Raw genomic sequence first — 25,847 nt, 5'->3', positions numbered from 1 at the left:
TTTCAGAGGTCGAGGGAGTCGCCGGGTTCCAGCACGAAGAACTCGCCGCCGCCCTGTTCGGTCGCCCACTGGAGCCGCTGACGATGCATGTTCTTGCCGATCACGGAAAGCGTCATGTCGTGGGTTCCGAACGCCCGGCGCGGCGCGACAGCCAGCACATAGTCCATGGCCTCGCCGATCTTCAGCCAGGGTGCGCCGAGGGGAGCGGCGAGGGTGCCGACGGAGACGCCCTCAGGGACCGCGTACGAGTCGCCGGGGTAGTAGAGCTCGTCGTTGATCAGCACGCCGACGTTCTCGACCGTCGGAAGCGAGGTGTGGATGACCTCGTGGGTGCCGCCGAAGAACCGCAGTGTGAAGCTGCCGACCTCCACCAAGTCCCCGGGGTTGACGACCGTGATGTCGTAGCCCTCGGCGGCGCGGGCGACACCGGCCGGCGCGAAGATCGGCGTCCCCGGTGCGTCGCGCAGGAGGCGGTCGAAGTGCTCGGATGTCCAGTGGTCCGGGTGCTCGTGGGTGATCACGATGGCCACCAGATCGGTGAGGTCGTTCAGCGGAGCGGTGAACGACCCGGGATCGACCAGGAGGGTCTCATCGTTCGCATCGATACGGAGGGCGGCATGTTCGAACTTGGTGACGCGCATGGGAAGAGTCAACTCCTTCGGAACGCGCACGGCAAACGGATCCGGTGCGCCACGCCCGGGATTCGTGACGGGGAGGCGTCGATTTGGCGCAGTGAGAATCGCCGTGGCATACTTGAACGGTTGTCGCGGAACGGAAACATTCCGCCAGACGGCCCCATCGTATAGCGGCCTAGTACGCTGCCCTCTCACGGCGGTAACGCGGGTTCGAATCCCGCTGGGGTCACACAACAGAGAAAGCCTCCGGTTCGCCGGAGGCTTTCTCGTTTCCCAGGGTGGTCGTCGCTCATACAGCGGGCCTCAACGACAGCGACCGGAATGAACGGTTGCTCAGGGGCAGGACCATCAGCGCCATCATGGCTCCTCCGAAGAGTGCGAACGGCACCCAGAGCGCCGTCGACGACGCGAGAGCACCGAATCCGGCCATCGCCAGCGGCATCAGACAGTCGTCGCCGAGGCGCGTGAGCGAACTCATCCGGCCGAGGTAGGCGGTGTCGACGGTGGCCGAGAACGTCGCGCTCAACAGCACCGATGCGTAACCAGCCGTCGCGCCGATGACGAAGGCCGCCACGGCGACGCTCCACGCCGGCCCGATTCCGAGCGCGATGATCCCGGCGCCCTGAAGCACCAGCGCCCGGAACCCGCCGCGGGCCTCGTGGTTCGGACGCCACTTCGCGACGGAGATCGCGCCGAGCGCTGCACCGAGCCCGAGCAGCGCTTCGAAGAGTCCGACGGCCTGCGCGCCCCACCCCTCCGCATGGGCGCGGAGGGCGAGTCCGATTCCGATCGCCGGGCCGACCGCCAGATTGAGCCCGGAGAGGGCGATCACGAGCGTGCGGGTCGTGGGATTCTCGGCGAGGTGCGCGAACCCGCGTGCGATCCCGCGCAGTGCCGACTCCTTCTCCGCCCTGGCGAGGCGGAAGCGCGGGCGGAGCCAGATCGCGATGAAGGCGACGACCAGTGTGAAGGTCAGGGCGTTCACGGACGCGCTTCCCGCAAGGCCGGCATGGGCCACGATGAATCCGCCTATCGCCGCCCCTCCCATGGTCCCCAGCCGCGAGGCCGTCTGAGCTGCTGCGCCGTAGGAGGGAAGGTCGGCGGCTCGCACGAGCTGACGGGCGATCGTCCCGGCGGACGGCTCGTAGAACGCGTCGCACACCCCGAACGCGATCGCCGCGAACAGCAGAACCGAGACGGTGGGCGGGGTGGCGAGTACCCACAGCGCCACGGCGACGAGCACGCCCACGCGCAGCACGTTGAACACGAGCATGATGCGGCGCGGGTCCGCGCGGTCGGCGATCACCCCTCCGAACAGCAGGATCACGGCACGCGGCACGGTACCGGCAGCGACGATCAGACCGGCGACAGCGGGGGAGGCCACCTGGACGGCCGTCCAGGCGAGCGCGATGGTCCACAGCGCATCGCCGGCATCCGACAGCGCCTTCACTCCGATCCAGGCGTGCACGAGACGATCGCGACGGAAGGGGGGAGGGGCGACGATCTCCTCCGGGTCGCTGACGGCGGACATCAGGGCTCCGTCGGGAACGCGTGCGCGAACACGAAGACGGGAGCACGGCGTCGGCCGTCGTCGAGATCGATGCCGTCCTGCCACTCCCTGATCGTCTCGAGCAGCCGCGCGGAGAGATCCCGTAGCTCGTCGGGTGAGGCCCACGCCGTGGTCTCCGTGTTGGATCCGTCGTACTCGGCGTATGCGGGGTCATGGCGATGGCGATGCCAGCGCTGGAGCCGGTCGATCTGCATACGGATACCCTGACGCTGCGCCTCACGGGCGAGGAGGGCATCGGCGGGCGAGTCCGCGTAATCGTCTGTCGACCAGGTGAGACCCCGACGTGCCACTCTCCACCAGCTCGTGCGCTTGTCTCCGTCGGGATCAGGGGCGCGTTCGACGACGCCGGAGCGCTCCAGCATGCGAAGGTGATGGCTGATGCTGCCGACCTGACTGTCCAGCGCGCGGGCGATCGCCGTGACCTGTGCCGTTCCGTACAGGAGCAGATAGTCGTAGATGCGGCGGCGCAGCGGATGGTGCACAGCGGTGATAACGGAGATGTCTTCCACGGAAGACGACGCTAGGCTCACGGCGTCAAACGCACAAGGGTTCTTGTATACCGCGGAAAATCAAGGAACAGGCCGGTTCCTCACGTCAGGAGAACCGGCCCATTCCACGTCGGGCGATCAGTTGCCTTCGGCGGCCTCGGGATGGGACGGGACCTGCTGGTCGCGACGACGCCGGCGCCGCCGGGCGCGGCGGATGAGCCAGACGAGCAGCACGACGGCGCCCGCGATCGCGAGCCAGGGGAGGAGGAAGCCGACCGCGATCACCAGAGCATTCAGCGACACGACGAGTCCGTTCCATCCCGCCATCAGACCGTCCCCGAAGCCCGCAGGGTCGGCAGTCGTCGGTGCGGTCGCCTTCGTCAGCTGCACCTGCAGCGACGACATGGCGACCTGGTCGTCGAGCGCGGCGAGTTGCTGTTCGTACGATTCGAGCTGCGCCTGACGGTCGGTGAGCGCCACCTCGGCCTCGATCAGCTCGGACACGCTGCCCGACTGCGCCATCAGCTGCGTGAGCCGCTCGACGGACGCCTTGGTGGAGTCGACCCTGGCCTGCAGGTCGATCGCGACGGAGGTCACATCCTGCTTCGAGGTGGAAGAGGAGAGTACTTCGCCGGTGTCGTCGAGTGCGGCGATCGCCTTCGGGAGGTCGGCGGATGGCACTCGGATGCTGATCCAGCCGTATGCCGAGTCTGCGGGATCTGGAACGGGCTCGGACGAGCCGTCGACGGCGACCGACTTCCCGATCTCGGTGCTCTCGACGTAGCCGCCGTGCTCCTCGGCGAGAGCGGCGATCTCAGCTGCTGCTTCGGAGATGTCCTTCACCTGAACGGTCGCCTGCGCCGTGGCGATGATCTCGCGACCGCTGTCGTTCGCCGCAACGCCGGGAAGCACACCCGCGCTCGCGTCCGGGCTCAGAGCGCCGTCCGGTGCCGACTCGGCGGTCAGACCCGTGATCCGCTCGGGACCCGACGGTGCGGCATCCGTGGCGGAGTCTTCGGACATGCTGACGCCGTCGGCGGTGACGGAGCTCGCCCCGCCGACCGCGCTGAGGATGGGCGGGGTCACGAGAACTCCGACAGCGAAGGCTGCAGCGATACCGCCTGCCGTGAGCCAGCCGCGTCGCCGCGACCGCGTCTCTTTCGCGGTGCGCGGTGCCCGCGCCCGCTCTGCGGCGATCTCTGTGAACACGGCATCTTCGATGCGGGCGATGGTCTCGTCCGAGAGCTCTGGCAGGTCGCCGCTGGTGGTCTGGTCGTTCATGCGTCCCTCGCTTCGGTCACGGCGCCTCGCAGCTGCGTGCGCACTCGTGAGAGACGGTTCCGGACGACGGCGTGCGTCACCCCGAGCTCATCCGCAGCGACCTGGTAGGCGTATCCCTCCGTGGCGCACAGACGGAAGACCTCACGATCCAACTCGCTGAGCGTGCCCACCTCGCGGGTGATCCGCGCCGCGAGCTCCGCGGTGATGACCTGTTCCTCGACGCTCACCGTGTCCGCCAACAGTGTCTCGTCGACGGCCTCGGCGGTGTGCGCCTGGTCTCGCCGACGCTGCCGGAGCCGATTCGCCGCCTGGAACCGGCAGATCGTGGCGAGCCACGGAAGGATCGACTCGCCCCGGAGTTCGAGGTCGGGCAGCTTCCGCCAGGCGACGACGAACGTCTCCTGTGTCACGTCCTCGGCATCAGCCGACGAGGCGAGGATTCCCTGAGCGATCCAGTACACGGGTCGCACGTGAGCGCGGTACAGCTCGCGGAAGGCGCTCTCGTCGCCGCCCGCGGCCTGCGCCGCCCATCTCTGATCATCTGTGTGCAGGGGCATCCTGGTTCCGTTCGGTGTCTCTCACGAGGAGAGTGTCGATCGCCGCCCCATCGTCTCAGATCGGTGGTCCATGCCGAGCGGGCGGATGAGATTCGAATGCAACCCGTTCCCGCTCGCCCCGTGCCTCGGGTAGCATTGCCCGGGCGAGAGGGAGTATCCCGCAAACACGCGTCCGTCATCACGAGCACCGTCATCGTTGCTCCGGGCGCGCGACGCACATCCGTGCGGGGGAGAGACTTTCGACTCCTTCCCGACCCCTCCGCGAAAGGTCCAGTGCGCCCTTGGAAATCCCCGTCTGGTTCGAGATCACCTCGATGGTCGTCCTCACGATCATCCTGATCGGTGACCTGCTGCTCATCCGGCTGCGGCCGCACATCCCGTCGACGAAGGAGTCCACCCTCTGGGTCGTGTTCTACGTCGGCCTCGCGCTGCTGTTCGCGGTGCTCCTCGGCAACGTCGGCGGCTGGCAGAACGCGGGCGATTTCATCACCGGGTGGGCACTGGAGTACAGCCTCTCGATCGACAACCTGTTCGTGTTCGTGCTGATCATGGCGCAGTTCGCCGTACCGCGGCGCCTGCAGCAGCAGGTGCTCATGATCGGCATCATCATCGCGCTGGTGCTGCGCGGGCTCTTCATCCTGGCCGGTGTCGCGATCGTCGAGAACTTCTCGCCGATCTTCTACATCTTCGGCGCGTTCCTCATCTGGACCGCGATCCGTCAGGCGATGCCGGAAGGTGACCACGAGGGAGAGGTGCAGCGCGAGAACTTCATCGTCCGTCTGCTGCGTCGTCGAGTCGACATCAGCGAGACCTATGACGGCTCGAAGATCCGCACGACGGTCGACGGCAAGCGGATGTGGACGCCCATGGTGATCGTCTTCATCACGATCGGTGTGACCGACCTGATCTTCGCGATCGACTCGATCCCCGCGATCTTCGAGATCACGACGAACGGCTTCCTCGTCTTCTCGGCGAACATCTTCGCGCTCATGGGTCTGCGTCAGCTGTACTTCCTGCTCGGCGATCTGCTCGATCGCCTGCGCTACCTCCACTACGGCATCGCCGTCATCCTCGGCTTCATCGGCGTGAAGCTGATCCTGCACGCCCTGCATGTCAACGAGCTGCCGTTCATCAACGGCGGGGAGCACGTGGAATGGGTCCCCGACATCAGCAACATGGTCTCGCTCGGCGTGATCCTGGCGTCGATGACCATCGCCACGGTCGCGAGCCTCATCGCCTCCGCGCGTGAGAAGCGGGCGGCGCGGACCACGACCCCCGTCGAATGACGCGGCACGGTATCGCGCGACATATCGCGAGCAGACGTAGGGTGAGCAGATGCACACGCCGCGCCCCATCGTCCCCGCCGCTGGGCAGGAATCCGTCTGGGACTACCCGAGGCCACCGCGTGTCGAGGCAGTCGTGGAGCGCATCACCATCCGGCTCAGCGGCCAGCTGATCGCCGACACGGTGGACGCCGTCCGCGTGCTGGAGACGAGTCATCCTCCGGTCTACTATCTTCCGATCGCGGACTTCGTCCCCGGTGCTCTCGTCGACGCCGCCGGCTCGTCGTTCTGCGAGTTCAAGGGCTCCGCACGATACTTCGATGTGCGCGCCGGCGACACAGTGCGCCCAGGAGCCGCCTGGACCTACCCGCAACCGGCTCGCGGGTTCGAGATCCTGTCCGATCGGGTCGCCGTGTACGCGGGGCAGATGGATGAGTGCACCGTCGGCGACGAGGTCGCTTCTCCGCAGCCGGGCGGGTTCTACGGCGGCTGGGTCACCTCGTGGGTCGTCGGCCCCTTCAAGGGCGTTCCCGGCTCGCGGGGTTGGTGAGGCTCGGTCGGGATCGGTCAGAACTGGTGGAGGTTCGTCTGCAGGCCGCCCTCCGCGTACTCGCGCCGGAGGATGCCGCGTCGACGCAGGACGGGGACGAGCTCGTCGAGCGTGCGGTGGAGGGTCACCGGATGGAAGTCGCCCCAGAGCAGCACGCCGTCGTTGCCCCATTCGCCGAGCTCCTCGATCAGATCGGCGAACTCGTGCGCGGTCCCGACGAACCCCGTACGGTCCGTGATCCTGCCGGTGCGGGCGAGGGCTGTGAGGTGAGCGCGCAACGGGGCATCCTGGTCGCGATCGCCGACCAGACGCTGGATGCTCCCACGGGAGACGTGCGCTCCGAAGATGGAGATGTCGAGTGGCTCGTCGAGGTCGAGGGAGGTCAGATCGGTCTCGAGGTCGCTCGACTGCTTGCGCGCGATCTGGACGAGGGCGGAATCGTCGGGCTGCGCCGACGCCGCGACGATCCGATCGGCCTCCTCGCTCGACGACGTGATCACGGGCTGGATGGCGAAGAGGATCTTGATGTCCTCGGGTCGCCTTCCCTTCGCGAGCGCGGCATCGTGCACCTTGGCGCGATACTCTCGCACGGATTTCTCGTGCAACGGAGCGAGCGCGAGCTGCACATCGGAGTTGGCGCCTGCGAAGCCGAGCCCGCGGCCGGAACCGCCGGGTGAGACGATCGCGGGATCCCCGTCGGTGAAGGGCACGGCGTTCAGCGGCCCGTCGAAGGCGAAGTACTCGCCGCGATGCTCGGTGGCCCGCAGCCGGCTGCCGTCCGCGAAGACACCGGTCTCACGGTCGGCGAGCAATGCGCCGTCATCCCAGCTTCGCCACAGGGCGCGGATACCGGAGAGCCATTCCTCTGCCCGGTCGTATGCCTCGTCGTGACCGAGCTGCGCCGCGTCGGAGAAGTGCCGTGCGCTGCCCGTGTCGGTGACGACGTTGAGGCCCAGCCGGTGTCCGCTCAGGTGCTGCAGCGTCGCGAACTGCCGAGCCGCGGTGTACGGGAGGTAGGCCGCCGGGTTGACGGTGGGCACCACGCCGAGGTGCCTGGTGGCCTGGAAGAGGTAGGGCGCGAGGAGAAGAGGGTCGTGTTTGGGGCCGCCGAACGCATGCCGCACGCGCAGGTCGATCGTCGAGGGCGATCCCAGCGACGGCGCATCCTCGATGATGACGAGATCGAACCCCGCCTGTTCGAGCGTGCGTGCGGCGTGCTGATAGACGTCGGGGCGCGTCCAGTCGTAGTCCCAATCGAGCGCGGGGTAGCCCCACCCCTGCGGCCCGAAGCCGCGCGCGAGGAACCAGCCGAAGTGCTGTGGGCGGCTCATGCCACCGTCTCCCGCACGTGCTGTAGCACGTGGGACAGGTCGGAGATGAGATCGTCCACGTCCTCGATGCCGATCGAGAGTCGCAGAGTTCCCGGACGGACGCCGAGGACCTCGCGCTCCTCTTCGGTCCGCTGGGCATGACTCGTCGTTCCTGGGTGCAGCACCAGAGAGCGCACGTCGCCGATGTGGGTCATGTGCGTGAAGACCTGCACGTGCTCGACGAATCTTCGAGCCGCCGGAAGCCCTCCTCGCAACGTGAACGTGAAGATCGAGCCGGAGCCACCATCGAGATACCGTCGCCCGAGTTCGTGATCCGGGTGGGAGGGGAGCCCGACGTAGTCCACGCTCTCGACTTCGGCGTGCTGCTCCAGCCACTGCGCGATCTGCAGTGCATTCCGTGACTGCCTCTCCACACGCAGCCCCAGGGTCTCCACGCCCTGCCCGATCAGGAAGGCGTTGAGAGGCGAGGGGGAAGCGCCGAATCGCGGGGCCACGGACTCTCGCGCGTACCCGATCCGTGCGCGTCCGCCGTGGCGGGCGAAGACGCTGGGCGTGTCACCACGACCGGGAAGGACCAGGTGGGGTGCATTGTGGCCGGCGAGGTCTGCGTCGAAACGGCCGTCGTCGACGATCACACCGCCGAGGACGGATCCGTGCCCGGCGAGGAACTTCGAAGCGGAGTGCACCACGATGGCCGCACCATGCTCGATCGGACGCAGCAGCGCCGGCGTCGCCAGCGTGTTGTCGACGATCAGCGGGATCGCGTGCTCGTCGCCGATGTCGCTGACGCCGCGCACATCGAGAACGTCGTTGCGGGCGTTCGCGAGCGACTCCGCGAACAGTGCCCGCGTGTTCGGGCGGATCGCGGCACGCCAGGCCTCCGGGTCGGAGATGTCGTCGATGAACGTGGTCTCGATGTCGAGTCGGGCCAGGTTGTCGAGGAAGAGACCCCTCGTGCCTTCGTAGATGTGCGTGGAGGAGACGATGTGATCGCCGGCACCCGCGACGGTGAGCAGAGCCGTCGCCACGGCGGCCTGCCCGCTCGCGACCAGAACCGCGTCCGCCCCCGACTCGAGAGCGGCGAGCTGGCGCTCCACCGCGCGCACCGTGGGGTTCCCCGTTCGGGTGTACCCGAATCCGGTACCGGTGCTGAAATGATCCGCCGCGTGGTCGAAGTCGTCGAACTCGAAGCCCGCAGTAAGGTAGATCGGCGTGGCCCGAGAGGCGGCCGTCTCTCTGCTTCTCGCCGCATGGACCGCGCGGGTGGCGAAGCGGGCGGTGTCGACGGTCATGCGGTGCCTCTCGGTCGGTCGATGCGCAGCTGGTGCGGGTGTCCTCAGAGTGTCATGACGGGTCGGGGCATGTCGGAGCGGTGGTAATCTGACGTCATGCGGACCGTGCTCCTTCTTCTTAGGCGCCGCGACGAGACCTCGTTCTGAGCCCCTCCTCGTCGCGGAGTCCATCGTGGGCCGAACCGCCAGCCACAGGAGACACGCCATGACCACCACCGCCGGTGCGGATTCCGCACGCCCCAGGACACTCGCCGAGAAGGTCTGGGACGACCACCTCGTCGTGAAGGGCGAGGACGGGGAGCCCGACCTCATCTACATCGACCTCCACCTCGTGCACGAGGTCACCAGCCCGCAGGCGTTCGACGGCCTGCGCAGCGAGGGGCGTCCACTGCGGCGCCTCGACCTGACGATCGCGACCGAGGACCACAACACCCCGACGTGGGAGATCGACAAGCCGATCGCAGACCTGACCAGCCGGACGCAGATCGAGACGCTCCGGCGCAACGCGGCCGAGTTCGGTGTGCGTCTGCATTCGCTCGGCGATGCGGAGCAGGGGATCGTGCACGTCGTCGGTCCTCAGCTCGGATTGACGATGCCCGGGATCACCGTGGTCTGCGGTGACTCGCACACGTCCACCCACGGCGCGTTCGGTGCGATGGCGTTCGGCATCGGCACCAGCGAGGTCGAGCACGTCATGGCGACCCAGACGCTTCCGCTCAAGCCCTTCAAGACGATGGCCATCAACGTCGAGGGCACTCTGCGTGCCGGCGTCACGGCGAAGGACATCATCCTGGCCGTGATCGCGAAGATCGGGACCGGAGGCGGTCAGGGCTACGTCCTCGAGTACCGCGGCAGTGCGATCCGAGCGCTCTCCATGGAGGGTCGCATGACGATCTGCAACATGTCGATCGAGGCCGGTGCCCGCGCCGGGATGGTGGCGCCGGACGAGACGACCTTCGCCTACCTCGAGGGCCGCCCGCACGCCCCGAAGGGCCAGGACTGGGACGATGCCGTCGCTTACTGGCGCACGCTCCCGACCGACGACGGGGCGACGTTCGACGCGGAGGTCTTCATCGACGCCGACGAGCTGGAGCCCTTCGTGACGTGGGGCACCAACCCCGGACAGGGGAGCTCGCTCTCCGCCGCGGTTCCGAATCCCGCCGAGATCGCCGACCCGAACGAGCGCGCGGCCGCCGAGCGCGCCCTGGAGTACATGGATCTGACTCCGGGTACGCCACTCAAGGAGGTGCCGGTCGACGCGGTCTTCATGGGCTCGTGCACCAACAGTCGCATCGAGGATCTGCGCGCGTTCGCATCGATCATCCAGGGCAAGAAGAAGGCCGATGGCGTGCGCGTCATGGTGGTGCCCGGATCCGCCAGAGTGCGCCTGGAGGCTGAGGCCGAGGGCCTGGACAAGGTGATCAAGGACTTCGGTGCGGAGTGGCGCTTCGCCGGCTGTTCGATGTGCCTGGGCATGAACCCCGATCAGCTGGCCCCGGGGGAGCGCTGCGCATCGACATCGAACCGCAACTTCGAGGGTCGTCAGGGCAAGGGAGGGCGCACTCACCTCGTGTCGCCCCTCGTCGCCGCTGCGACGGCGATCCGCGGCACCCTGTCCAGCCCGAGCGACCTGACGGAAGGGTTCTGACCCATGGAGAAGTTCACCACCCACACCGGCATCGCCGCTCCGCTGAAGCGTTCGAACGTCGACACCGACCAGATCATCCCTGCGGTGTTCCTGAAGCGCGTCACGAAGACCGGCTTCGAAGACGCGCTGTTCCACGGCTGGCGTCAGGACCCCGAGTTCGTGCTCAACCAGCCGTCTTTCCAGGGTGCCTCCGTGCTCGTCGCCGGTCCTGATTTCGGCACCGGTTCCAGCCGTGAGCACGCCGTGTGGGCGTTGCGCGACTTCGGCTTCAAGGTCGTGCTCAGCCCGCGTTTCGCCGACATCTTCCGCGGCAATGCGGGCAAGCAGGGCCTGCTCGCCGCGACGATCTCGGAAGAGGATCTCGAGCGGTTCTGGGCCGAGATCGACCGGAATCCCGGTGCGCAGATGACCGTCGACCTCGAGGCGCGCACCGCGTCGATCGGTGACGTCCAGGCCGAGGTCGGGATCGACGATTACACTAGATGGCGGCTCCTCGAAGGGCTCGATGACATCGGGCTCACGCTGCGCAACGAAGACAAGATCGCGCAGTTCGAGGCCCGTCGCGAGTCGTGGCGGCCCCGAACCCTTCCCGTTCAGTAGACGGTGGGGGCGGGGGAGCCAGGGGCAACCCGCCCCCGAAATCCGTAGATGAAGTGAGGCTCCGAATGACGACACCTGTGCGCGACGCTCTTCCGGACGGAGTCCCTGCACTCACCGGAGACGTCCTCGCCATTCGCGGCGGACGCCCGCTCCGGGGACGCGTCGACGTCAAGGGCGCGAAGAACCTGGCCACCAAGGCCATGGTCGCCTCGCTCCTCGGCGAGACCGTGAGCACCCTGCGCGATGTGCCGGCGATCAGCGATGTGGCCGTCGTCCGCTCGTTGCTCGAAGTGCACGGCGTCCGCGTCTCAGAGGGCGATGAGCCCGGTTCGCTCGTGTTCGACCCGAGCGATGTGGAGTCCGCGCACTTCGAGGAGATCGACGCGCACGCGGGGGCATCGCGCATCCCGATCCTGTTCTGCGGCCCGCTACTGCACCGTCTCGGCCAGGCGTTCATCCCCGACCTCGGCGGCTGCCGCATCGGCGACCGTCCGATCGACTTCCACCTGGACGCACTGCGCAAGTTCGGCGCCATCGTCGAGAAGCTCCCCAGCGGCATCCGCCTCTCGACCGGGGGAACCCGCCTGCACGGCGCGAACATCCACCTCCCGTACCCGAGCGTCGGCGCGACCGAGCAGGTGCTGCTGACCGCAGTCCGTGCCGAAGGCGTCACCGAGCTGCGCAACGCGGCCATCGAGCCCGAGATCATGGACCTGATCGCGGTGCTGCAGAAGATGGGCGCGATCATCTCCTACGAGCCGAACCGGGTCATCGTGATCGAAGGCGTGGAGAAGCTCCGCGGCTACGACCACCGCTCGATCTTCGACCGCAACGAAGCCGCATCGTGGGCCTCCGCGGCGCTGGCCACCGACGGCGAGATCTTCGTCGGCGGCGCCAAGCAGCAGGAGATGCTGACCTTCCTCAACATCTTCCGCAAGGCTGGCGGCTGGTTCGACATCCAGGAAGATGGAATCCTCTTCCGTCGCGACGGCGACATCAAGCCGGTCGTGATCGAGACGGATGTGCACCCCGGCTTCATGACCGACTGGCAGCAGCCGCTCGTCGTCGCACTGACCCAGGCGCACGGTCGCTCGGTCGTGCACGAGACGGTCTACGAGAACCGCATGGGCTTCACCGACGCGCTCGTGAAGATGGGTGCCGACATCGTCGTGCACCCCCGGGGTCTGCAGGACGGACCGCGCCGCGTGCCGCGTCGCGACCTCGAACAGGCCGCCGTCATCACCGGCCCCACGCCGCTGCACGGTGCCGACATCGTGGTCCCCGACCTTCGCGGGGGATACAGCCACGTGATCGCAGCCCTGACAGCCACGGGCGAATCGAAGGTGTCGGGTGTCGACATCCTGAGCCGGGGGTATGAGAAGTTCCTCGCCAAGCTCGACGCGCTCGGCGCCGACTTCGACGTCATCCGGTGACCGCCGTGACGTCCCGTTCATCGGAGACGAAGCGTCCGAGCATCTTCTGGCCGCTCGCGGCGCTCGTCATCCCCCCGGTGTCGCTGATCGCGAAGATCCGGATCCGCGGGGCCGAGAAGCTGCCGCAGCAGGGTTCCTACATCCTGGCGCCCAACCACTACTCGGAGTTCGATCCGCTGATCGTCGCGGTCGCCGTGTGGCGTGCCGGTCGTGCGCCGCGGTTCATGGCCAAGGAGAGCCTGTTCAAGGTTCCCGTTCTCGGCTGGTTCCTGCACCGCACGGGCATGATCCCCGTCGCCCGGACGTCTTCTGCGGCGTCCGCGCGTCAGACGATGAAACAGTCGGAAGAGCTCGTGGAGCACGGCCGCGGCGTGATCGTCTATCCGGAAGGCACGCTGACGCGGGATCCCGACCTGTGGCCGATGCGCGGCAAGTCGGGCGCGGTGCGACTGGCACTCGCCGACGGCATCCCGCTGATCCCGATGGCACAGTGGGGCACGCAGGAGATCATGGGGCGCTACCAGAAGGGTCTGAGCCTCTGGCCGCTGCGCAAGCCCGTGACGGTGCTCATCGGCGACCCGGTCGACGTGTCCGATCTGCGAGGGCGCGCCGGGGAGCCGGCAGCCCTCAACGAAGCGACCACTCGGCTCATGAACGCGATCACGGCGCTCCTCGAGGAGATCCGCGACGAGAAGGCACCGGCCGAACGTTGGAATCCCGCAACCCACGGCCAGAAGGAGACGGGACGCCTTGACTCCTAAGAGAACCGCGCCGGTCGGTCCACGAGTCGCCGTGATCGGCGCGGGCAGCTGGGGCACGACCTTCGGGAAGATCCTCGCCGACGGCGGCGCGCAGGTGACGATGTGGGCGCGCCGAGCCGAGCTCGCGCAGGAGATCAACGAGGGCAAGCGGAACTCCCGCTACCTGCCAGGGATCAACCTTCCACGCACCATGGCTGCGACGCATGAGCTCGCGACCGCGCTCGACGGCGTCGACCAGGTCTACCTTTCCGTGCCGAGCCAGTCGTTGCGGGAGAACCTGAAGGCGCTGCGGCCGCTGATCGCCGACAGCGACACGAAGATCATCAGCCTCATGAAGGGCGTCGAGCGCGGCACCGGGCTGCGGATGAGTCAGGTCATCCAGCAGGAGCTGCGCTGCGACCCCGATCGCGTGGCCGTGGCGTCCGGGCCGAACCTCGCACTCGAGATCGCCCGTGAGCAGCCGACCGCAGCCGTCATCTCGTCGCGGAGCCAGGAGACGGCGGAGATCGTCGCACGCGCAGCACGGAACAGCTACTTCCGCACCTTCGTGAACACCGACGTGATCGGGACCGAGTTCGGCGGCGTCCTGAAGAACCTGATCGCGGTCGCGATCGGGATCGTCGACGGCGTGGGCTATGGCGAGAACACCAAGGCGTCGATCATCACCCGCGGACTGGTGGAGATGACCGACTTCGCCGTGGCGAACGGCGCGCATCCGGAGACTCTCCAGGGTCTCGCGGGTCTCGGCGATCTCATCGCCACATGCCAGTCCCCGTTGAGTCGCAACAACACCGCCGGGCGTCTGCTCGGACAGGGGTACAGCTTCCAGGACGTGGTGAAGCAGATGCAGCAGACCGCAGAGGGGCTCGCGTCCGTCGCGCCGATCCTCCAGCTGGCGCGCGAGGCGGAGATCGACATGCCCATCGTCGAGCAGGTGAAGATGGTGCTCGACGGCAAGATGGATCCGCGGGACATCGCACCCCACCTGACGACGGACGACGACACCCCGCAGGGTGAGAGGACCAACCATGGACAAGCAGACGGTGGTGGTGCTCTTCGGCGGGCGCTCCAGCGAGCATTCGATCAGTTCCGCAACGGCGGGGGGCGTTCTGGGGGCGATTGATCGCGACCGATACGACGTGATCCCCGTCGGGATCACTCGCGAGGGCGCTTTCGTGCTCGAGGACGACGACCCGGCGAAGTTCCCCCTGGACGCGGCGCACCTCCCGGAGGTCGTCGACAACGGCACGCGTGTCCTGTGGCCCGAGCCGGGAGGCGATCGCACACTCCGTGTGGTGCAGACCGACGGCTCCGTCGCGGGCCTCGGTGAGATCGATGTCGTGCTCCCGATCCTGCACGGACCGCACGGCGAGGACGGGACGATCCAGGGATACTTCGACACGCTCGAGGTTCCCTACGCCGGTGGTGGCGTGCTCGATTCCGCACTGTGCATGGACAAGCACTTCATGAAGATCGCCCTGGAGGCGGCCGGGATCCCGGTCGCGCCCTGGGTGACGATACGGCGAAAGGACTGGGACCGTGACGCCTCCCACGTGCGCACGCGGGCCGCAGGCCTCGGTCTTCCTGTGTTCGTGAAGCCCGCGCGGGCGGGCTCGAGTGTCGGCGTCTCCAAGGTCGAGAATGCCGACGAGCTCGATGCGGCGCTGGCCGTGGCGTTCGCCGAGGACGACAAGGTGCTGATCGAGACCGGCGTGAGCGGACGCGAGATCGAGGTCGCCGTGCTCGAGGGCGTCGACGGCGTCCGTGCATCGCTCCCCGGGGAGATCGTGCTGACGTCGCGGGGTTTCTACGACTTCGAGGGCAAGTACCTCGGTGGTGACGGTGTGGACGTCGTGTGTCCTGCGGACCTCACTGAGGCGGAGCGGACCGCCATCCAGGAGATCGGCGTCCAGGCCTTCGAGGCGGTGGACGGGCGCGGGCTCGCGCGTGTCGACATGTTCCTGACACCCTCCGGCGAACTCGTGGTGAACGAGCTCAACACGATGCCGGGGTTCACGCCCATCTCGATGTTCCCCAAGTGCTGGGTCGCGTCGGGTCTGAGCTACGGCGATCTCATCACCGAGCTCGTCGAAGCCGGCCTTCGCCGCTGAGCGTCCGGTTCCCCGGGGGATCAGCCTGCGGGGAACTCGACGCGATCAGTGCACTGCCCGGTGGCAGGCTGAAGCCCCGACTGGATGCTGGCCGAGATCTTGTCGACGATGGTCTGGAAGTCGATCTGCTCGCCGCGCTTGATCGTGACCTCCACCGCAGGGTCGCGACCGAACGTGACGAGGCGCTGACGCTCCTCCTCCTGGTCGAGGACCAGCCAGTCGACTCCGCCGATGGTCGTGCACACCAGCGCGGACGGAGCAGGGGGTTCTACGCCGCAGCGCAGAACGACCGTGGGGTCTCCCCACGCACCTGTCGCCTGCGCATCGGTGAAGACGCGATCGAGACCGCCGACGCTCTCCGGGAGCAGTACAGACACGTTCGCGCATGCGGGGTTGTTCGCATCCGCTGCGGGCTCGAGATGCACGGTGGTCGCACAGCCGGCGAGCACAGCGCTGAGTGCCGCTGCTCCGGCGAGGGCAGCGAGGCGACGGGAACGGGGCATGCTTCCAGGCTACCTTTGACAGCATGCCCTCCCGACCCGACGCCGACGATCCACGCCTGGGAGATGTGCCCGAAGGGCGCATTCTCCGCGCGATACTGTCACGCACGCCGGCGGCCTCGCACGCGCTCATCGGGCCGGGCGATGACGCCGCAGTGATAGCGACCCCGTCGGGCTCCGTGGTGGCGACGACCGACACGCTGGTGCACGGCCCCGACTTCCGCCTCGCCTGGTCCAGCGGATACGACCTCGGCTGGAAGTCCGCGGCGGTGAATCTCGCGGACGTCGCTGCCATGGGCGCGCGCCCGACGGCGCTCCTGGTCGCACTCGCGGTGCCGCGCGAACTACGAGTCTCCTTCGTCGAGCGACTCGCCGACGGCTTCCGGGATGCCTGTGCCGCGCTCGCGCCGGGCTGTGCGGTCGTCGGTGGTGATCTCACCGTCTCCGACACGTTGACCGTCGCGGTCACGGCCCTGGGCGACCTGGAGGGACGCGCAGCGGTGACGCGGAGCGGCGCACGTCCCGGTGACGTGGTCGCCGTCGCCGGGGAGCTCGGTCACGCGGCACGCGGTCTCGCCGTTCTGTTCGGGAGGTTCCGGGATGGGGATGTGCCGGTGCCCGTCGACCCTGCCGCTCTCGCTGCGGGCGAGCGCGAAGCCGTGAACGCACAGTTGCGCCCGTCGCCGCCGATCGGTCTCGGCGCGGTGGCGGCGACGGCCGGCGCGACCGCCATGATGGACATCTCCGACGGGCTGGCAATCGATGCGCGACGGATGGCTGCCGCGTCCGGCGTATCGATCGCCCTCGACAGCGCGCTCCTCGGCGCCGATCCGGCGCGAGCTCTCGCCGGGGGAGAGGATCACGCGCTGCTCGCCACCTTTCCCGAGGGGCTCCTGCCGCCGGCGTTCCGAGCCATCGGCAGGGTGCGCGCCGCCGGCGATGAGGACCTGCTGTGCGATGAGCAGCCGGTCGACCTCAGCGGTTGGGATCCCTATCGGGACTGGGACTCGGCCGCGGGCTGACCCACGGGGCCAGGGTCCTCGTCCTCCGTCGCCGGCTCGGCCCACCACAGGGTGGTGTCGCCGTACGACTTCTCGCGGAACTGCTCCAGGTTCGCGGCGCCGAAGTCCGGAGGCGTGGACCGACGAGCTCGTTCCACCACCACCACGGCGTCCGAGGACAGCAGCGGTGCGAGCGCGACGAGGTCGGCCGTCATGGCCGCGTCCTCGAGGTCGTAGGGCGGATCGCTGAACACGAGGTCGTAGGGTCCGACGGCGCGATGCAGGAAGGCATGCGCCGTGCTCTCGTGAACGCGCCCGAGCGGGAGGCTCCCCGCCTTCGCGACGACTTCCGCGTTGCGTCGGACGATGGCTGCGGCCTGGCGGCCGCGTTCCACGAACTCGACGCTCGCTGCTCCACGGCTGAGCGACTCGAGCCCGAGGGCACCCGAGCCGGCGTACAGGTCGAGGACCCGTGCACCGGCGATGGCGCTCAGGGACTCCAGCGCGCCGAACAGCGATTCGCGTACACGGTCGCTCGTGGGTCGGGTTCCCGAGCCCGGAACCTCGAGCCGGGCCCCTCTGGCGCTGCCTGCGATGATCCTCGTCACCCGTTCACGATACGACAGCTCGAGTGCCTGCCGCGTCCGTCGTGTTCCCTAGACTCGGAGCATGTCGCTCACGCTCGATTCCTCGTTGGAGGACGCCATCGGTGCGGCGTCGTCCAAGACGCTCGGTCGGGCCTTCGGCATGAAGAGCGTCGGCGACCTCCTGTCCCACTACCCTCGCCGCTACGCCGATCCGGGAGAGCTGACGCCCATCCGTGACCTCCCGCTCGGCGAGACAGTCACCATCGTGGCCGAGGTGCTCTCCTCGAGCTTCCGACGGATGCGGAACCGTCCCGGTGCGATGGTCGACGTCGTGATCGGCGACGGCATCGGACGCATGTCTCTCACGTTCTTCGCGAAGAACGTCGGCGCGGCGGAGTGGCGCTCGAAGGATCTGGCAGTCGGTCGTCGCGGTGTGTTCTCCGGCAAGGTCGGGGAGTTCAACGGCGTGACGCAGTTCGCCCACCCCGAGTACGAGCTGTTCGATGATGAGGACGCCGCCCGTCGCAGCGCCGACGCGCGCGCCACCGTGCCGATCCCCATCTACCCCGCCACGTCCGCGATCCAGACATGGCAGATCGCCCGACTCGTCGGTCGGGTTCTCGACGACCTGGCAGACGCGCCCGATCCCCTGACCGCGGAGATCAGGGAGCGCGAAGAACTGCTCACCGCGCGCGAGGCGCTGGAGCTCGTGCATCGACCGCGGACACGGAACGACATCGATCCGGCCGTGCGGACGCTGCGAATGCATGAGGCCCTCACCCTGCAGACGGCGCTCCTGCAGCAGCGCGACGCGATCCGGGCGCTGGCCGCCACGTCTCGCCCCTCGATGCCCGGCGGGTTGCTCGAACGTTTCGATGCAAGCCTCCCGTACACGCTCACCGCCGACCAGGAGACGGTGGGACGACAGATCGCCGCGGACCTCGTGGGCGCCTGGCCCATGAACCGTCTGGTCCAGGGAGAAGTCGGCTCCGGCAAGACCCTGGTCGCTTTGCGGGCGATGCTGCAGGTGGCGGAGAGCGGCGGGCAGGCCGCCTTGATCGCGCCGACGGAGGTGCTCGCGGGGCAGCACCTTCGCTCGATCACCAAGATGCTCGGTCCCGATCTCGCGCCGCTGTTGATGCCGACACTCCTGACCGGTCAGATGCCGGCGGCCGATCGCCGCAAGGCAGCCCTGCGGGTCGCCTCGGGTCAGGCACTGATCGTCGTGGGTACTCATGCGCTGCTGGGCGAGAAGACCACCTTCGCCGATCTCGGTCTGGTCGTCGTCGACGAACAGCATCGGTTCGGCGTCGAGCAGCGCGAGGCGCTGCGCGCGAAGGGATCGAGTCCGCACGCGCTGGTGCTGACCGCGACTCCGATCCCGAGGACGGTCGCGATGACCGTCTTCGGCGATCTCGACACCTCCGTGATCCGCACCATGCCGGCCGGGCGTGCCGGCATCGAGTCCTTCGTCGCCCCGCTCGCAGAGCACCCGGGGTGGTTCAACCGTGTGTGGGAGCGCGCCGCCGAGGAGATCGCCCAGGGGCGGCAGGTCTTCGCGGTGTGCGCCGCGATCGACACGGCCAAGAAGACGACAGAGGCGGGGGAGCAGCAGGCACTCGCTCCGGAGGGAGCGTCAGGGCCGCGCTGGGGCGTGGTGCAGCTCGATGAGGCGTTGGCGACCCATCCGACGCTGGGCGGACTGCGGCGTGCCGTGCTCCACGGTCGTATGCCAGCGGATGAGAAGGATGCCGTGATGCAGTCGTTCGCACGCGGTGACATCGATCTGCTCCTGGCCACGACCGTGATCGAGGTGGGCGTCGACGTGCCGAACGCGTCGACGATGATCGTCCTCGACGCGGACCGGTTCGGGGTCTCTCAACTGCATCAGCTCCGCGGCCGGGTCGGTCGAGGCGGCGTGCCAGGGCTCTGCCTGCTCGTGACCGAGGCTGAGGCGGGCACGCTGGCCCGTGAGCGCGTCGACGCGGTGGCGGCGACTCTCGACGGGTTCGCCCTGGCGGAGGTCGATCTCGAGCTGCGCGGCGAAGGCGACGTGCTGGGCGCCGCCCAGGCGGGCGTTCGCTCCTCTCTGAAGCTGCTCAGGGTGGTGAAGGACGCAGGGCTGATCACCCGTGCACGCGAGGTCGCGGAAGGTATCCTCGCCGCCGACCCGCAGCTGGCTGATCACCCGGGTCTCCGCGAGGCCATCGGGCGTCGGGTGAGCGACGAGGATCGGGCGGCGCTGGCGAAGAACTGACGGGGAACCGGCGTGCCCTAGGCTGGAACCATGAGCAGCCGGATCGCCGTCGTCCCGGGTTCCTTCGATCCGCCTACCCTGGGTCACCTCGATGTGATCCGGCGCGCCGCGGCCCTCTACGACGAGCTGCACGTGCTGGTCGTGCACAATCCGGGCAAAGAGGCGATGCTCCCCATCGCGCAGCGGCTCTCGTTGCTGGAGAGGTCGATCGCCGACGACGGCATGCAGGGCGAGATCGTGATCGGTTCGTGGAGCATGGGGCTCTTGGTCGACTACGCCCGTGACGTCAACGCGGGAGTGCTCGTGAAGGGCATCCGCTCGCAGATCGATGTCGCGTATGAGTCACCGATGGCGATCGTCAACAGACACCTCGCCGGCATCGAGACGGTTTTCCTCCTTCCCGACCCCTCGCACGCCATGGTCTCGAGTTCCCTCGTCCGCCAGGTCGCGTCTCTCGGTGGCGATGTGAGTCCCTTCGTTCCGCCCGCGGTCGCTGCATTCCTGGACACGGGATCCCGAGGGATCTGAACCTCTCGCCTGGACACGGATTCAGGACGACAGCGTGCAGCGGCCGGTAGCATGGGAGTGTGCGCTCTCGAATGAACGGCCCTTTCGTGCTCCCCGTCCGTGACATCGTCCGGCGTCCGGGGGAGATGCGGGAACACGAGTTCACCGTCGCCCTCGCCGAGTCATGGGGTGAGGGGATCGTGTCGTACGAGGCCGGCTCCGAGCTCGATCTCGATGTCCGCCTCGAGTCGGTGCACGAGGGCATCCTCGTGTCGGGAATCGCCGAGGCCGAGTACGCCGGCGTGTGCGGAAGATGCCTGATGGACATCACTCGGCCCGTCGAAGTCGAGTTCCAGGAGCTTTTCGCGTATCCTGGTGAGGAAGAAACTGACTTCGAGGTTCAAGACGACCACGTGGATCTTGAAACTCTCGTCAGGGATGCGGCCGTACTGGCACTTCCTTTTCAGCCGGTGTGTCAGCCGGATTGCCCGGGTCTCGACCCGAAAACGGGTGAACGACTGACCGTGAGCACCGGAACGGAGCAGGCCGCTCCCATCGATCCTCGGTGGAGTGCGCTCCAGAACATCACAGACCAAGACGGCACGGAAGAATCTCGTGCCGCCGAGAAAGAAGAGAGCTAGTCATGGCTGGTAACCCCCCGAAGCGCAAGGTATCCCGTTCGAACACCCGCTCGCGTCGCGCGCAGTGGAAGGCGGCGCCCGTCGCGCTCGTCAAGACCATCGAGAACGGCCAGGTCGTCTACAGCCGTCCTCACCAGGCCAAGGTCGTCACCGACTCGCAGGGCACCGAGCTCTTCCTGGAGTACAAGGGCCGCAAGGTCGCCGACGTCTGAGTCGCGTACCGTGACGGAGGTCCCCGGGGGGACGAGACCTCTCCCAGAAAAGCTCCGCGTCGATATCGACGCGGAGCTTCTGGAGTTGGCCCTCACTCACCGCTCCTACGCGTACGAGCACGGCGGCATCCCGCACAACGAGCGGCTCGAGTTCCTCGGTGACTCGGTGCTCGGGCAGGCGGTGACCGTCATGCTCTTCACCACGCATCCTGATCTCGACGAGGGCGAGCTGGCGAAGCGACGAGCCAGCGTCGTGTCGACCGTCGCCCTCGCCGAGGTGGCTCGGGGCATCGACCTCGGCAGCCATCTGCTGCTCGGCCGTGGCGAGGAGCAGACCGGCGGTCGGGACAAGGACTCCATCCTGGCCGACACCATGGAAGCCGTCATCGGCGCGACCTACCTCTCGGCAGGTCCTGACGCTGCCACGGAACTGGTGCTCCGACTGACGGAGCCCCTGCTGGCTGACCCGGAGCGCTACGGTGCGGCCATGGATCCGAAGACCAGCCTGCAGGAGCTCGCCGCACGGCTCGGCGCCACCCCGCCTCGCTACTCGGTCGAGGCGAGCGGACCAGACCACGACCGTCGTTTCCTGGCCACGGTCAGCGTGGGCGACGTGAGCATGACGGGTGTCGGCAGCAGCAAGAAGACCGCCGAGATGGCAGCAGCCCTCAGCGTGTGGCGTACCCTCAGCGAGCGTGCCTGAACTTCCCGAAGTCGAGGTCGTCCGCGCAGGCCTCGCACCGGCCGTGATCGGATCGACCATCACCGCGGTGAGCGTGTTCGATGAGCGCGCCCTCACTCGTCACGTGGCCGGTGCCGCTGACTTCGTCGCTCGCCTCGAGGGACGCATGTTCACCGACGCATCGCGCCGCGGGAAGTTCCTGTGGCTGCCGCTCGATGACGAGGATTCTGCGCTGATCGGGCATCTCGGAATGAGCGGTCAGATGCTGTTGCGCGCGCCCGACGCGGGGGCCGAACGACATGAGCGGGTGCGGATCGGAATCGAGCATCCCCGGCACGGCGAGCTCGCGATCGTCTTCGCCGATCAGCGGACCTTCGGATCCCTCGCCGTCGACGCGCTGATCGACGACGGCGGATCGCGGATCCCGACTCAGGTGGCGCACATCGCTCGTGACCCCCTGGATCCGGCATTCGACGACCGTGGCTTTCGAGCAGCTCTGGGGCGACGGGGGAGTGCGATCAAGCGTGTTCTCCTCGATCAGGGTGTCGTGAGCGGGATCGGCAACATCTACGCAGACGAGTCGCTGTGGGCAGCGCGGATACACCCCGAGACGCCGGCCGTTCGTCTGTCGACGCAGGCCGTCCGCAGGCTGCTCGCCGAGGTCCGGCTCGTGCTCGCGAAAGCCCTCGCCGAGGGCGGAACCAGCTTCGATGCGCAGTACGTCAACGTCAACGGCCAAGCCGGCTATTTCGCGCACTCGCTCAACGCCTACGGGCAGCAGGGCAAGCCCTGCCCGCGGTGCGGAACGCCCATCGTGCGCGAGAGCTTCATGAACCGCGGCTCTCACTTCTGCCCGCGCTGCCAGCGGCTGCCGAGATAGCGCGGATCGAGAGGCTCATCAGGAATAGCAGCTGAGTGGCGTGATCACAGAATCGTTATCAGCGCCCATGAGCGGGGCGCCTGCCCAAAGCGGCTCGCCCGCATGGGCGACCTGGACGTCGCGGAACTCCCAGAAGGTGTCCGGGACCCACACGAGAGTGGTCGGATCGTCCACGTTCACCGGTATGGGTGACTCGCGTTCTCCGTAGTTCGCCGAGGCCTGATCCACCATGCCCACCACTCCGTGATCCACGACGCCGCCCCGTGACGATGTCGAGTACAGCCCGCCTGAAGGGGCGATGATGTACGTGTAGGCGTCGACGAACTCGGGCCAGTCCCAGCTCTTCCGTGGTTCGACCCAGGTGAGCTCTCGGATCGGCTCGGGCCATCGCGTGACTTCGGCGACCGGTACGGAGACGCTGCTGCAGGCCGGAATCCCCTCCAGGTCGAAGCGAATCGCATCGAACCGATCCCAACCCTCGGTGCTTCCCACGAGCCAGGTCGTCGTGGACATGATCGCGCTGCGGGACCGGTTCTCCAGGACGAACATGCCTTCCTCGACCGACACCGTCACAGCACCGACCGTCGCCCAATCAGATGTGCGCTGAAGCGCTTGAGTCTGTGCTTGGGCTGACTCTGCCTGAGCGTAGAGGGGGGCGAGCTGAGCCATTGAGAAGAACAGCGTTCCTAGAGCAGCGAGGGCGCTGCCGATCGCGGTCACGCCGCCGACCCACACCCATGTACGCGACCTCTTGATGCTCGAGACTTCCGCGACCAGGCCAGCTACTTGTTGCTGCAGCGCGTGGTTCTTGCCTGCTTCGTGCTTCATGGCCGACGCAAGAGTCGCTACTTTCTGTTCGAATCTCGCTTGTGCTCGGCGTCGACCTCTGAACGTCATCCCCCACGGATACCACAGCCCGCGGCGACAGTTCTCGCCACACCCCGGCATGCTCACCGAAACCCCATAGAGGCGGCACGGTGTTCACGTAGCCACGAAGGAGCGCTGCAGGAGTGGACGGGTCGCCCACGTCGTCGCCCAGACGACACCGATCCCGACCGACACCACGAGCGCGATGGTCAGCAGCGACTCGGGCGCCGTGATCAGCGCGATTCCGACCAACGGGAACACGAGGATCGCGGCCACGAGCGCGGAGCCGATCGCGGTCACCAGCAGCGGTGACATGATCGCCCGCCGTCGCGCCCTGTCCACGGTCTCGAGAGGCATACCGAGGTGATGCAGACTGCGGTGCAACTCGCGCTGGTCGAGGACGTCTGAGGCCTGGTTGACCCCGACCGATGCCGCGACCATCAGGAAGGAGCCGATGAGCGTGATGATGAGACCGGTCCGGATGTCATGGGCGAGCGCGATGTCGGCGGCAGCGGCATCGGAGGTGCTCATCATGCTCAAGAGCGCGACTCCGGTACCGGCGAAGACGGCCATGAAGCTCGCCATGGCGATACCACCGACCTGCCGCCAGGCCGCTTTCGGCGAGTCCAGCACGATGCGGGCTGCGAGCAGTCGCTCCGGTCGCTCGGCTCGACGGAGCTGCCCTGAGGCGACCACCTTGAGCACCCACGGCCCGACGAGGTTCAGCACTGCCAGCACGGCGCCGAAGAGGCCGGCGAGTACGACGATCGTGAGGACGAGTCCGCCCACGGAAGGGAAGACCTTGATCAGCACGAACGCGACGGCGATCGCACAGACGGCGAACACCGCCCGGATCCAGTGCACCTTGGGAACATCGGTGCGTGTGCGCACGCCGAGCGGTGAGATGACGACACGACGCAGACCGATGATCGCACTCGTCGACGCGAGGGCGAGCACGGCCGCCACCACGAGGGCCGTCTGCGCCGGCGGGAGGACGACGGCACCGAATCCGAGGGCTTCGCCGCGGAACGGGATGAGTCCGATGAGGGGGCTGAGGGCGACGTGCGCGACGACACCGACCAGGGCACCGGCCGCGGCGACGAGCACGGATTCCGCCACGGTGGCGACGGTCACACCCGCCGGCGACACACCGAGCAGACGGAGCGTGGAGAGTCGTTCGTCGCGTCGACGCGCGGAGAGTCGTGCTGCCGCTCCGCCGACGGACATCAGCGGGACGACCAGCAGCACGAGGGCGATGGCCGCAAGGGCTTGATACAGAGGAGCGAACTCGTCGGTCCATCCCCAGAACGACTGCGCCCCGCCGATGACGGTGAGAACCAGCGTCGTGACCACGGCGAAGGCGACGACCGGCAGAGCGATAACGCTGCCCTGACCGGGAGCGGGGCGAAGCAGGAGGGCGAGCACATTGCGGTTCATGCGGTCACCGCCGACGAGATGATCCGTCCGTCGCGCACTGCGATCGTTCGCGTGCACCGAGCGGCGACCTCGGCGTCATGGGTGACGACGACGAGGGTGCGGCCCTGTCCGGTCGTGGACCACAGGAGCGCGTCCATGACCTCCGAGGACGTGGTGGAGTCCAGCGCTCCGGTGGGCTCGTCCGCGAAGACGACCTCCGCGCCGGTGGCTTGGGCGCGTGCGATGGCGACGCGCTGTGCCTGCCCACCCGACAGCTCGCCGATCCGGCGGTCCTCCATCCCGGCGAGTCCGAGAGCCGCCAGCCAGGATGCCGCGTGCTGCACGGCGTCCTGACGTCGGATGCCGTTGATCATCGAGGCGAGGGCCACGTTCTCCACCGCGGTCAGCTCGGGGATGAGAAGGCCCTGCTGAAAGACGAACCCGAACTTCTCGCGTCGCAGTCGTGAGCGCGCTGACTCTCCGAGCGCGGTGACCTCGATAGCGGATCCCTCGGCGGGGCGGAAGACGACTCCGCCCGCGTCAGGTGCGGTGATCCCCGCCAAGACGTGGAGGAGAGTGGTCTTCCCGGAACCGGAGGCTCCCATGATGGCGACGGACTCACCGCGATGGATGGCGAGGTCGACGCCGGCGAGGGCGCGTGTCGACCCGAAGTTCTTGCTGAGGGCGTGGGCTTCGATCACGGGGATGTTCATGATTCCAGCCTCGCCGTCCCGCCCGGCTCGGTCGTCGCCCGGGC

Annotated in this window: 27 protein-coding genes and 1 tRNA gene; 16 read left to right on the top strand and 12 right to left on the bottom strand. The window is 67.8% G+C overall.

All coding sequences use genetic code 11. The annotated features are described in order from the left end of the window. Positions 1–2: 2 nt before the first annotated feature. On the bottom strand, positions 3–641 hold the full coding sequence (locus MOX01_RS11840; protein WP_141369854.1) for an MBL fold metallo-hydrolase: 639 nt from the start codon (positions 639–641) through the stop codon (positions 3–5). 150 nt (positions 642–791) lie between these two features. Between MOX01_RS11840 and MOX01_RS11835 the strand changes: the two genes are divergently transcribed. Continuing rightward, a tRNA-Glu gene (locus MOX01_RS11835) sits at positions 792–864 on the top strand. A gap of 60 nt (positions 865–924) precedes the next feature. Here the strand turns inward: MOX01_RS11835 and MOX01_RS11830 are convergent. The 4 genes from MOX01_RS11830 to MOX01_RS11815 all read right to left on the bottom strand — a co-directional run bounded on the left by MOX01_RS11830 (position 925) and on the right by MOX01_RS11815 (position 4,531). Then, a complete protein-coding gene (locus tag MOX01_RS11830; protein WP_141369852.1) occupies positions 925–2,166 on the bottom strand; it encodes an MFS transporter in 1,242 nt (413 codons plus the stop codon). Beyond that, positions 2,166–2,714, bottom strand: coding sequence for a helix-turn-helix domain-containing protein (locus MOX01_RS11825; protein ID WP_058630582.1), 549 nt, complete (start codon positions 2,712–2,714; stop codon positions 2,166–2,168). Before MOX01_RS11825 ends, MOX01_RS11830 begins: the two co-directional genes overlap by 1 nt. Positions 2,715–2,831: 117 nt before the next feature. Next, the gene (locus MOX01_RS11820; RefSeq protein ID WP_061017623.1) at positions 2,832–3,974 is read right to left on the bottom strand and encodes a DUF4349 domain-containing protein; all 1,143 of its coding nucleotides are present in this window, start codon (positions 3,972–3,974) and stop codon (positions 2,832–2,834) included. Next, positions 3,971–4,531 (bottom strand): RNA polymerase sigma factor, encoded by a 561-nt coding sequence (locus tag MOX01_RS11815; protein WP_058630584.1) that lies wholly within the window; start codon positions 4,529–4,531, stop codon positions 3,971–3,973. Before MOX01_RS11815 ends, MOX01_RS11820 begins: the two co-directional genes overlap by 4 nt. 281 nt (positions 4,532–4,812) lie before the next feature. On the opposite strand from MOX01_RS11815, the gene MOX01_RS11810 reads away from it, so the two are divergent. Both MOX01_RS11810 and MOX01_RS11805 read left to right on the top strand, forming a co-directional pair. Further along, entirely contained in the window at positions 4,813–5,817 is a 1,005-nt protein-coding gene (locus MOX01_RS11810; protein ID WP_046748436.1) for a TerC/Alx family metal homeostasis membrane protein, read from the top strand. Positions 5,818–5,866: 49 nt separating this feature from the next. After that, positions 5,867–6,364, top strand: coding sequence for a DUF427 domain-containing protein (locus MOX01_RS11805; RefSeq protein ID WP_141369850.1), 498 nt, complete (start codon positions 5,867–5,869; stop codon positions 6,362–6,364). A 17-nt stretch (positions 6,365–6,381) separates the two neighbouring features. Here the strand turns inward: MOX01_RS11805 and MOX01_RS11800 are convergent, their stop codons facing one another. After that, positions 6,382–7,695: an LLM class flavin-dependent oxidoreductase gene (locus MOX01_RS11800; RefSeq protein WP_141369848.1), complete on the bottom strand. Its 1,314-nt coding sequence runs from the start codon at positions 7,693–7,695 to the stop codon at positions 6,382–6,384. Continuing rightward, positions 7,692–8,987 (bottom strand): O-acetylhomoserine aminocarboxypropyltransferase/cysteine synthase family protein, encoded by a 1,296-nt coding sequence (locus MOX01_RS11795; RefSeq protein WP_058630586.1) that lies wholly within the window; start codon positions 8,985–8,987, stop codon positions 7,692–7,694. Before MOX01_RS11795 ends, MOX01_RS11800 begins: the two co-directional genes overlap by 4 nt. A 205-nt stretch (positions 8,988–9,192) precedes the next feature. On the opposite strand from MOX01_RS11795, the gene leuC reads away from it, so the two are divergent. The 6 genes from leuC to MOX01_RS11765 all read left to right on the top strand — a co-directional run bounded on the left by leuC (position 9,193) and on the right by MOX01_RS11765 (position 15,540). Next, positions 9,193–10,635: a 3-isopropylmalate dehydratase large subunit gene (leuC, locus tag MOX01_RS11790; protein WP_061017628.1), complete on the top strand. Its 1,443-nt coding sequence runs from the start codon at positions 9,193–9,195 to the stop codon at positions 10,633–10,635. Between the two features lie 3 nt (positions 10,636–10,638). Further along, positions 10,639–11,235 (top strand): 3-isopropylmalate dehydratase small subunit, encoded by a 597-nt coding sequence (leuD, locus tag MOX01_RS11785; protein ID WP_058630588.1) that lies wholly within the window; start codon positions 10,639–10,641, stop codon positions 11,233–11,235. Positions 11,236–11,300: 65 nt separating this feature from the next. Then, on the top strand, positions 11,301–12,668 hold the full coding sequence (gene murA, locus MOX01_RS11780) for a UDP-N-acetylglucosamine 1-carboxyvinyltransferase (protein WP_061017630.1): 1,368 nt from the start codon (positions 11,301–11,303) through the stop codon (positions 12,666–12,668). Continuing rightward, positions 12,665–13,429, top strand: coding sequence for a lysophospholipid acyltransferase family protein (locus MOX01_RS11775; RefSeq protein ID WP_046748443.1), 765 nt, complete (start codon positions 12,665–12,667; stop codon positions 13,427–13,429). The genes murA and MOX01_RS11775 overlap by 4 nt, the downstream gene beginning before the upstream one ends. Beyond that, the gene (locus MOX01_RS11770; RefSeq protein ID WP_046748444.1) at positions 13,419–14,552 is read left to right on the top strand and encodes an NAD(P)H-dependent glycerol-3-phosphate dehydrogenase; all 1,134 of its coding nucleotides are present in this window, start codon (positions 13,419–13,421) and stop codon (positions 14,550–14,552) included. The genes MOX01_RS11775 and MOX01_RS11770 overlap by 11 nt, the downstream gene beginning before the upstream one ends. Continuing rightward, entirely contained in the window at positions 14,458–15,540 is a 1,083-nt protein-coding gene (locus MOX01_RS11765) for a D-alanine--D-alanine ligase family protein (protein ID WP_141369846.1), read from the top strand. The genes MOX01_RS11770 and MOX01_RS11765 overlap by 95 nt, the downstream gene beginning before the upstream one ends. A gap of 20 nt (positions 15,541–15,560) precedes the next feature. Here the strand turns inward: MOX01_RS11765 and MOX01_RS11760 are convergent, their stop codons facing one another. Further along, positions 15,561–16,043 carry a DUF3515 domain-containing protein gene (locus tag MOX01_RS11760; protein ID WP_046748446.1) on the bottom strand — a complete coding sequence of 161 codons (483 nt, stop codon included), beginning with the start codon at positions 16,041–16,043 and terminating at the stop codon, positions 15,561–15,563. A gap of 23 nt (positions 16,044–16,066) precedes the next feature. Here MOX01_RS11760 and thiL point away from each other — a divergent pair, with 23 nt between their 5' ends. Then, complete coding sequence (gene thiL, locus MOX01_RS11755) at positions 16,067–17,062, top strand: thiamine-phosphate kinase (protein WP_141369844.1); 996 nt, start codon at positions 16,067–16,069, stop codon at positions 17,060–17,062. Here thiL and rsmD read toward each other — a convergent pair. Continuing rightward, positions 17,032–17,649 (bottom strand): 16S rRNA (guanine(966)-N(2))-methyltransferase RsmD, encoded by a 618-nt coding sequence (gene rsmD / locus MOX01_RS11750; RefSeq protein ID WP_141369842.1) that lies wholly within the window; start codon positions 17,647–17,649, stop codon positions 17,032–17,034. The genes thiL and rsmD overlap by 31 nt on opposite strands. 61 nt (positions 17,650–17,710) lie before the next feature. Here rsmD and MOX01_RS11745 point away from each other — a divergent pair, with 61 nt between their 5' ends. The 6 genes from MOX01_RS11745 to mutM all read left to right on the top strand — a co-directional run bounded on the left by MOX01_RS11745 (position 17,711) and on the right by mutM (position 22,807). Continuing rightward, a complete protein-coding gene (locus tag MOX01_RS11745) occupies positions 17,711–19,885 on the top strand; it encodes an ATP-dependent DNA helicase RecG (RefSeq protein ID WP_141369840.1) in 2,175 nt (724 codons plus the stop codon). A 30-nt stretch (positions 19,886–19,915) separates the two neighbouring features. After that, positions 19,916–20,413 (top strand): pantetheine-phosphate adenylyltransferase, encoded by a 498-nt coding sequence (gene coaD, locus MOX01_RS11740; RefSeq protein WP_046748450.1) that lies wholly within the window; start codon positions 19,916–19,918, stop codon positions 20,411–20,413. Positions 20,414–20,484: 71 nt separating this feature from the next. Beyond that, positions 20,485–21,033 carry a YceD family protein gene (locus MOX01_RS11735; protein WP_046748451.1) on the top strand — a complete coding sequence of 183 codons (549 nt, stop codon included), beginning with the start codon at positions 20,485–20,487 and terminating at the stop codon, positions 21,031–21,033. A gap of 2 nt (positions 21,034–21,035) precedes the next feature. Next, positions 21,036–21,245 carry a 50S ribosomal protein L32 gene (gene rpmF / locus MOX01_RS11730; RefSeq protein ID WP_017830754.1) on the top strand — a complete coding sequence of 70 codons (210 nt, stop codon included), beginning with the start codon at positions 21,036–21,038 and terminating at the stop codon, positions 21,243–21,245. Between the two features lie 10 nt (positions 21,246–21,255). Beyond that, complete coding sequence (gene rnc, locus MOX01_RS11725) at positions 21,256–21,948, top strand: ribonuclease III (RefSeq protein ID WP_058630595.1); 693 nt, start codon at positions 21,256–21,258, stop codon at positions 21,946–21,948. After that, positions 21,941–22,807 (top strand): bifunctional DNA-formamidopyrimidine glycosylase/DNA-(apurinic or apyrimidinic site) lyase, encoded by an 867-nt coding sequence (mutM, locus tag MOX01_RS11720; RefSeq protein WP_141369838.1) that lies wholly within the window; start codon positions 21,941–21,943, stop codon positions 22,805–22,807. The genes rnc and mutM overlap by 8 nt, the downstream gene beginning before the upstream one ends. Positions 22,808–22,825: 18 nt before the next feature. Here mutM and MOX01_RS11715 read toward each other — a convergent pair whose 3' ends face one another. The 3 genes from MOX01_RS11715 to MOX01_RS11705 form a co-directional block, all read right to left on the bottom strand. Next, on the bottom strand, positions 22,826–23,704 hold the full coding sequence (locus MOX01_RS11715; RefSeq protein ID WP_141369836.1) for a hypothetical protein: 879 nt from the start codon (positions 23,702–23,704) through the stop codon (positions 22,826–22,828). Positions 23,705–23,788: 84 nt separating this feature from the next. Next, positions 23,789–25,111, bottom strand: a complete 1,323-nt coding sequence (locus MOX01_RS11710; protein WP_141369834.1) for a permease — start codon at positions 25,109–25,111, stop codon at positions 23,789–23,791. Continuing rightward, positions 25,108–25,803 carry an ABC transporter ATP-binding protein gene (locus MOX01_RS11705; protein ID WP_046748454.1) on the bottom strand — a complete coding sequence of 232 codons (696 nt, stop codon included), beginning with the start codon at positions 25,801–25,803 and terminating at the stop codon, positions 25,108–25,110. The genes MOX01_RS11710 and MOX01_RS11705 overlap by 4 nt, the downstream gene beginning before the upstream one ends. Positions 25,804–25,847 lie beyond the last annotated feature (44 nt).

This window comes from Microbacterium oxydans (assembly GCF_006540085.1).
In the GTDB taxonomy this organism is placed as follows: domain Bacteria; phylum Actinomycetota; class Actinomycetes; order Actinomycetales; family Microbacteriaceae; genus Microbacterium; species Microbacterium oxydans.
This window is presented reverse-complemented; position numbering and strand designations above follow the sequence as displayed.

Bases quoted from the DNA above. Each gene is read 5' to 3' on its own strand.
- MOX01_RS11705 (WP_046748454.1), bottom strand. From the start codon at position 25,803: ATGAACATCCCCGTGATCGAAGCCCACGCCCTCAGCAAGAACTTCGGG.
- MOX01_RS11745 (WP_141369840.1), top strand. From the start codon at position 17,711: ATGTCGCTCACGCTCGATTCCTCGTTGGAGGACGCCATCGGTGCGGCG.
- MOX01_RS11840 (WP_141369854.1), bottom strand. From the start codon at position 641: ATGCGCGTCACCAAGTTCGAACATGCCGCCCTCCGTATCGATGCGAAC.
- leuC (WP_061017628.1), top strand. From the start codon at position 9,193: ATGACCACCACCGCCGGTGCGGATTCCGCACGCCCCAGGACACTCGCC.
- MOX01_RS11765 (WP_141369846.1), top strand. From the start codon at position 14,458: ATGGACAAGCAGACGGTGGTGGTGCTCTTCGGCGGGCGCTCCAGCGAG.
- murA (WP_061017630.1), top strand. From the start codon at position 11,301: ATGACGACACCTGTGCGCGACGCTCTTCCGGACGGAGTCCCTGCACTC.
- leuD (WP_058630588.1), top strand. From the start codon at position 10,639: ATGGAGAAGTTCACCACCCACACCGGCATCGCCGCTCCGCTGAAGCGT.
- MOX01_RS11830 (WP_141369852.1), bottom strand. From the start codon at position 2,166: ATGTCCGCCGTCAGCGACCCGGAGGAGATCGTCGCCCCTCCCCCCTTC.
- MOX01_RS11805 (WP_141369850.1), top strand. From the start codon at position 5,867: ATGCACACGCCGCGCCCCATCGTCCCCGCCGCTGGGCAGGAATCCGTC.
- MOX01_RS11795 (WP_058630586.1), bottom strand. From the start codon at position 8,987: ATGACCGTCGACACCGCCCGCTTCGCCACCCGCGCGGTCCATGCGGCG.
- coaD (WP_046748450.1), top strand. From the start codon at position 19,916: ATGAGCAGCCGGATCGCCGTCGTCCCGGGTTCCTTCGATCCGCCTACC.
- MOX01_RS11760 (WP_046748446.1), bottom strand. From the start codon at position 16,043: ATGCCCCGTTCCCGTCGCCTCGCTGCCCTCGCCGGAGCAGCGGCACTC.
- MOX01_RS11715 (WP_141369836.1), bottom strand. From the start codon at position 23,704: ATGACGTTCAGAGGTCGACGCCGAGCACAAGCGAGATTCGAACAGAAA.
- MOX01_RS11710 (WP_141369834.1), bottom strand. From the start codon at position 25,111: ATGAACCGCAATGTGCTCGCCCTCCTGCTTCGCCCCGCTCCCGGTCAG.
- MOX01_RS11820 (WP_061017623.1), bottom strand. From the start codon at position 3,974: ATGAACGACCAGACCACCAGCGGCGACCTGCCAGAGCTCTCGGACGAG.
- thiL (WP_141369844.1), top strand. From the start codon at position 16,067: ATGCCCTCCCGACCCGACGCCGACGATCCACGCCTGGGAGATGTGCCC.
- MOX01_RS11800 (WP_141369848.1), bottom strand. From the start codon at position 7,695: ATGAGCCGCCCACAGCACTTCGGCTGGTTCCTCGCGCGCGGCTTCGGG.
- MOX01_RS11735 (WP_046748451.1), top strand. From the start codon at position 20,485: ATGAACGGCCCTTTCGTGCTCCCCGTCCGTGACATCGTCCGGCGTCCG.
- rpmF (WP_017830754.1), top strand. From the start codon at position 21,036: ATGGCTGGTAACCCCCCGAAGCGCAAGGTATCCCGTTCGAACACCCGC.
- MOX01_RS11815 (WP_058630584.1), bottom strand. From the start codon at position 4,531: ATGCCCCTGCACACAGATGATCAGAGATGGGCGGCGCAGGCCGCGGGC.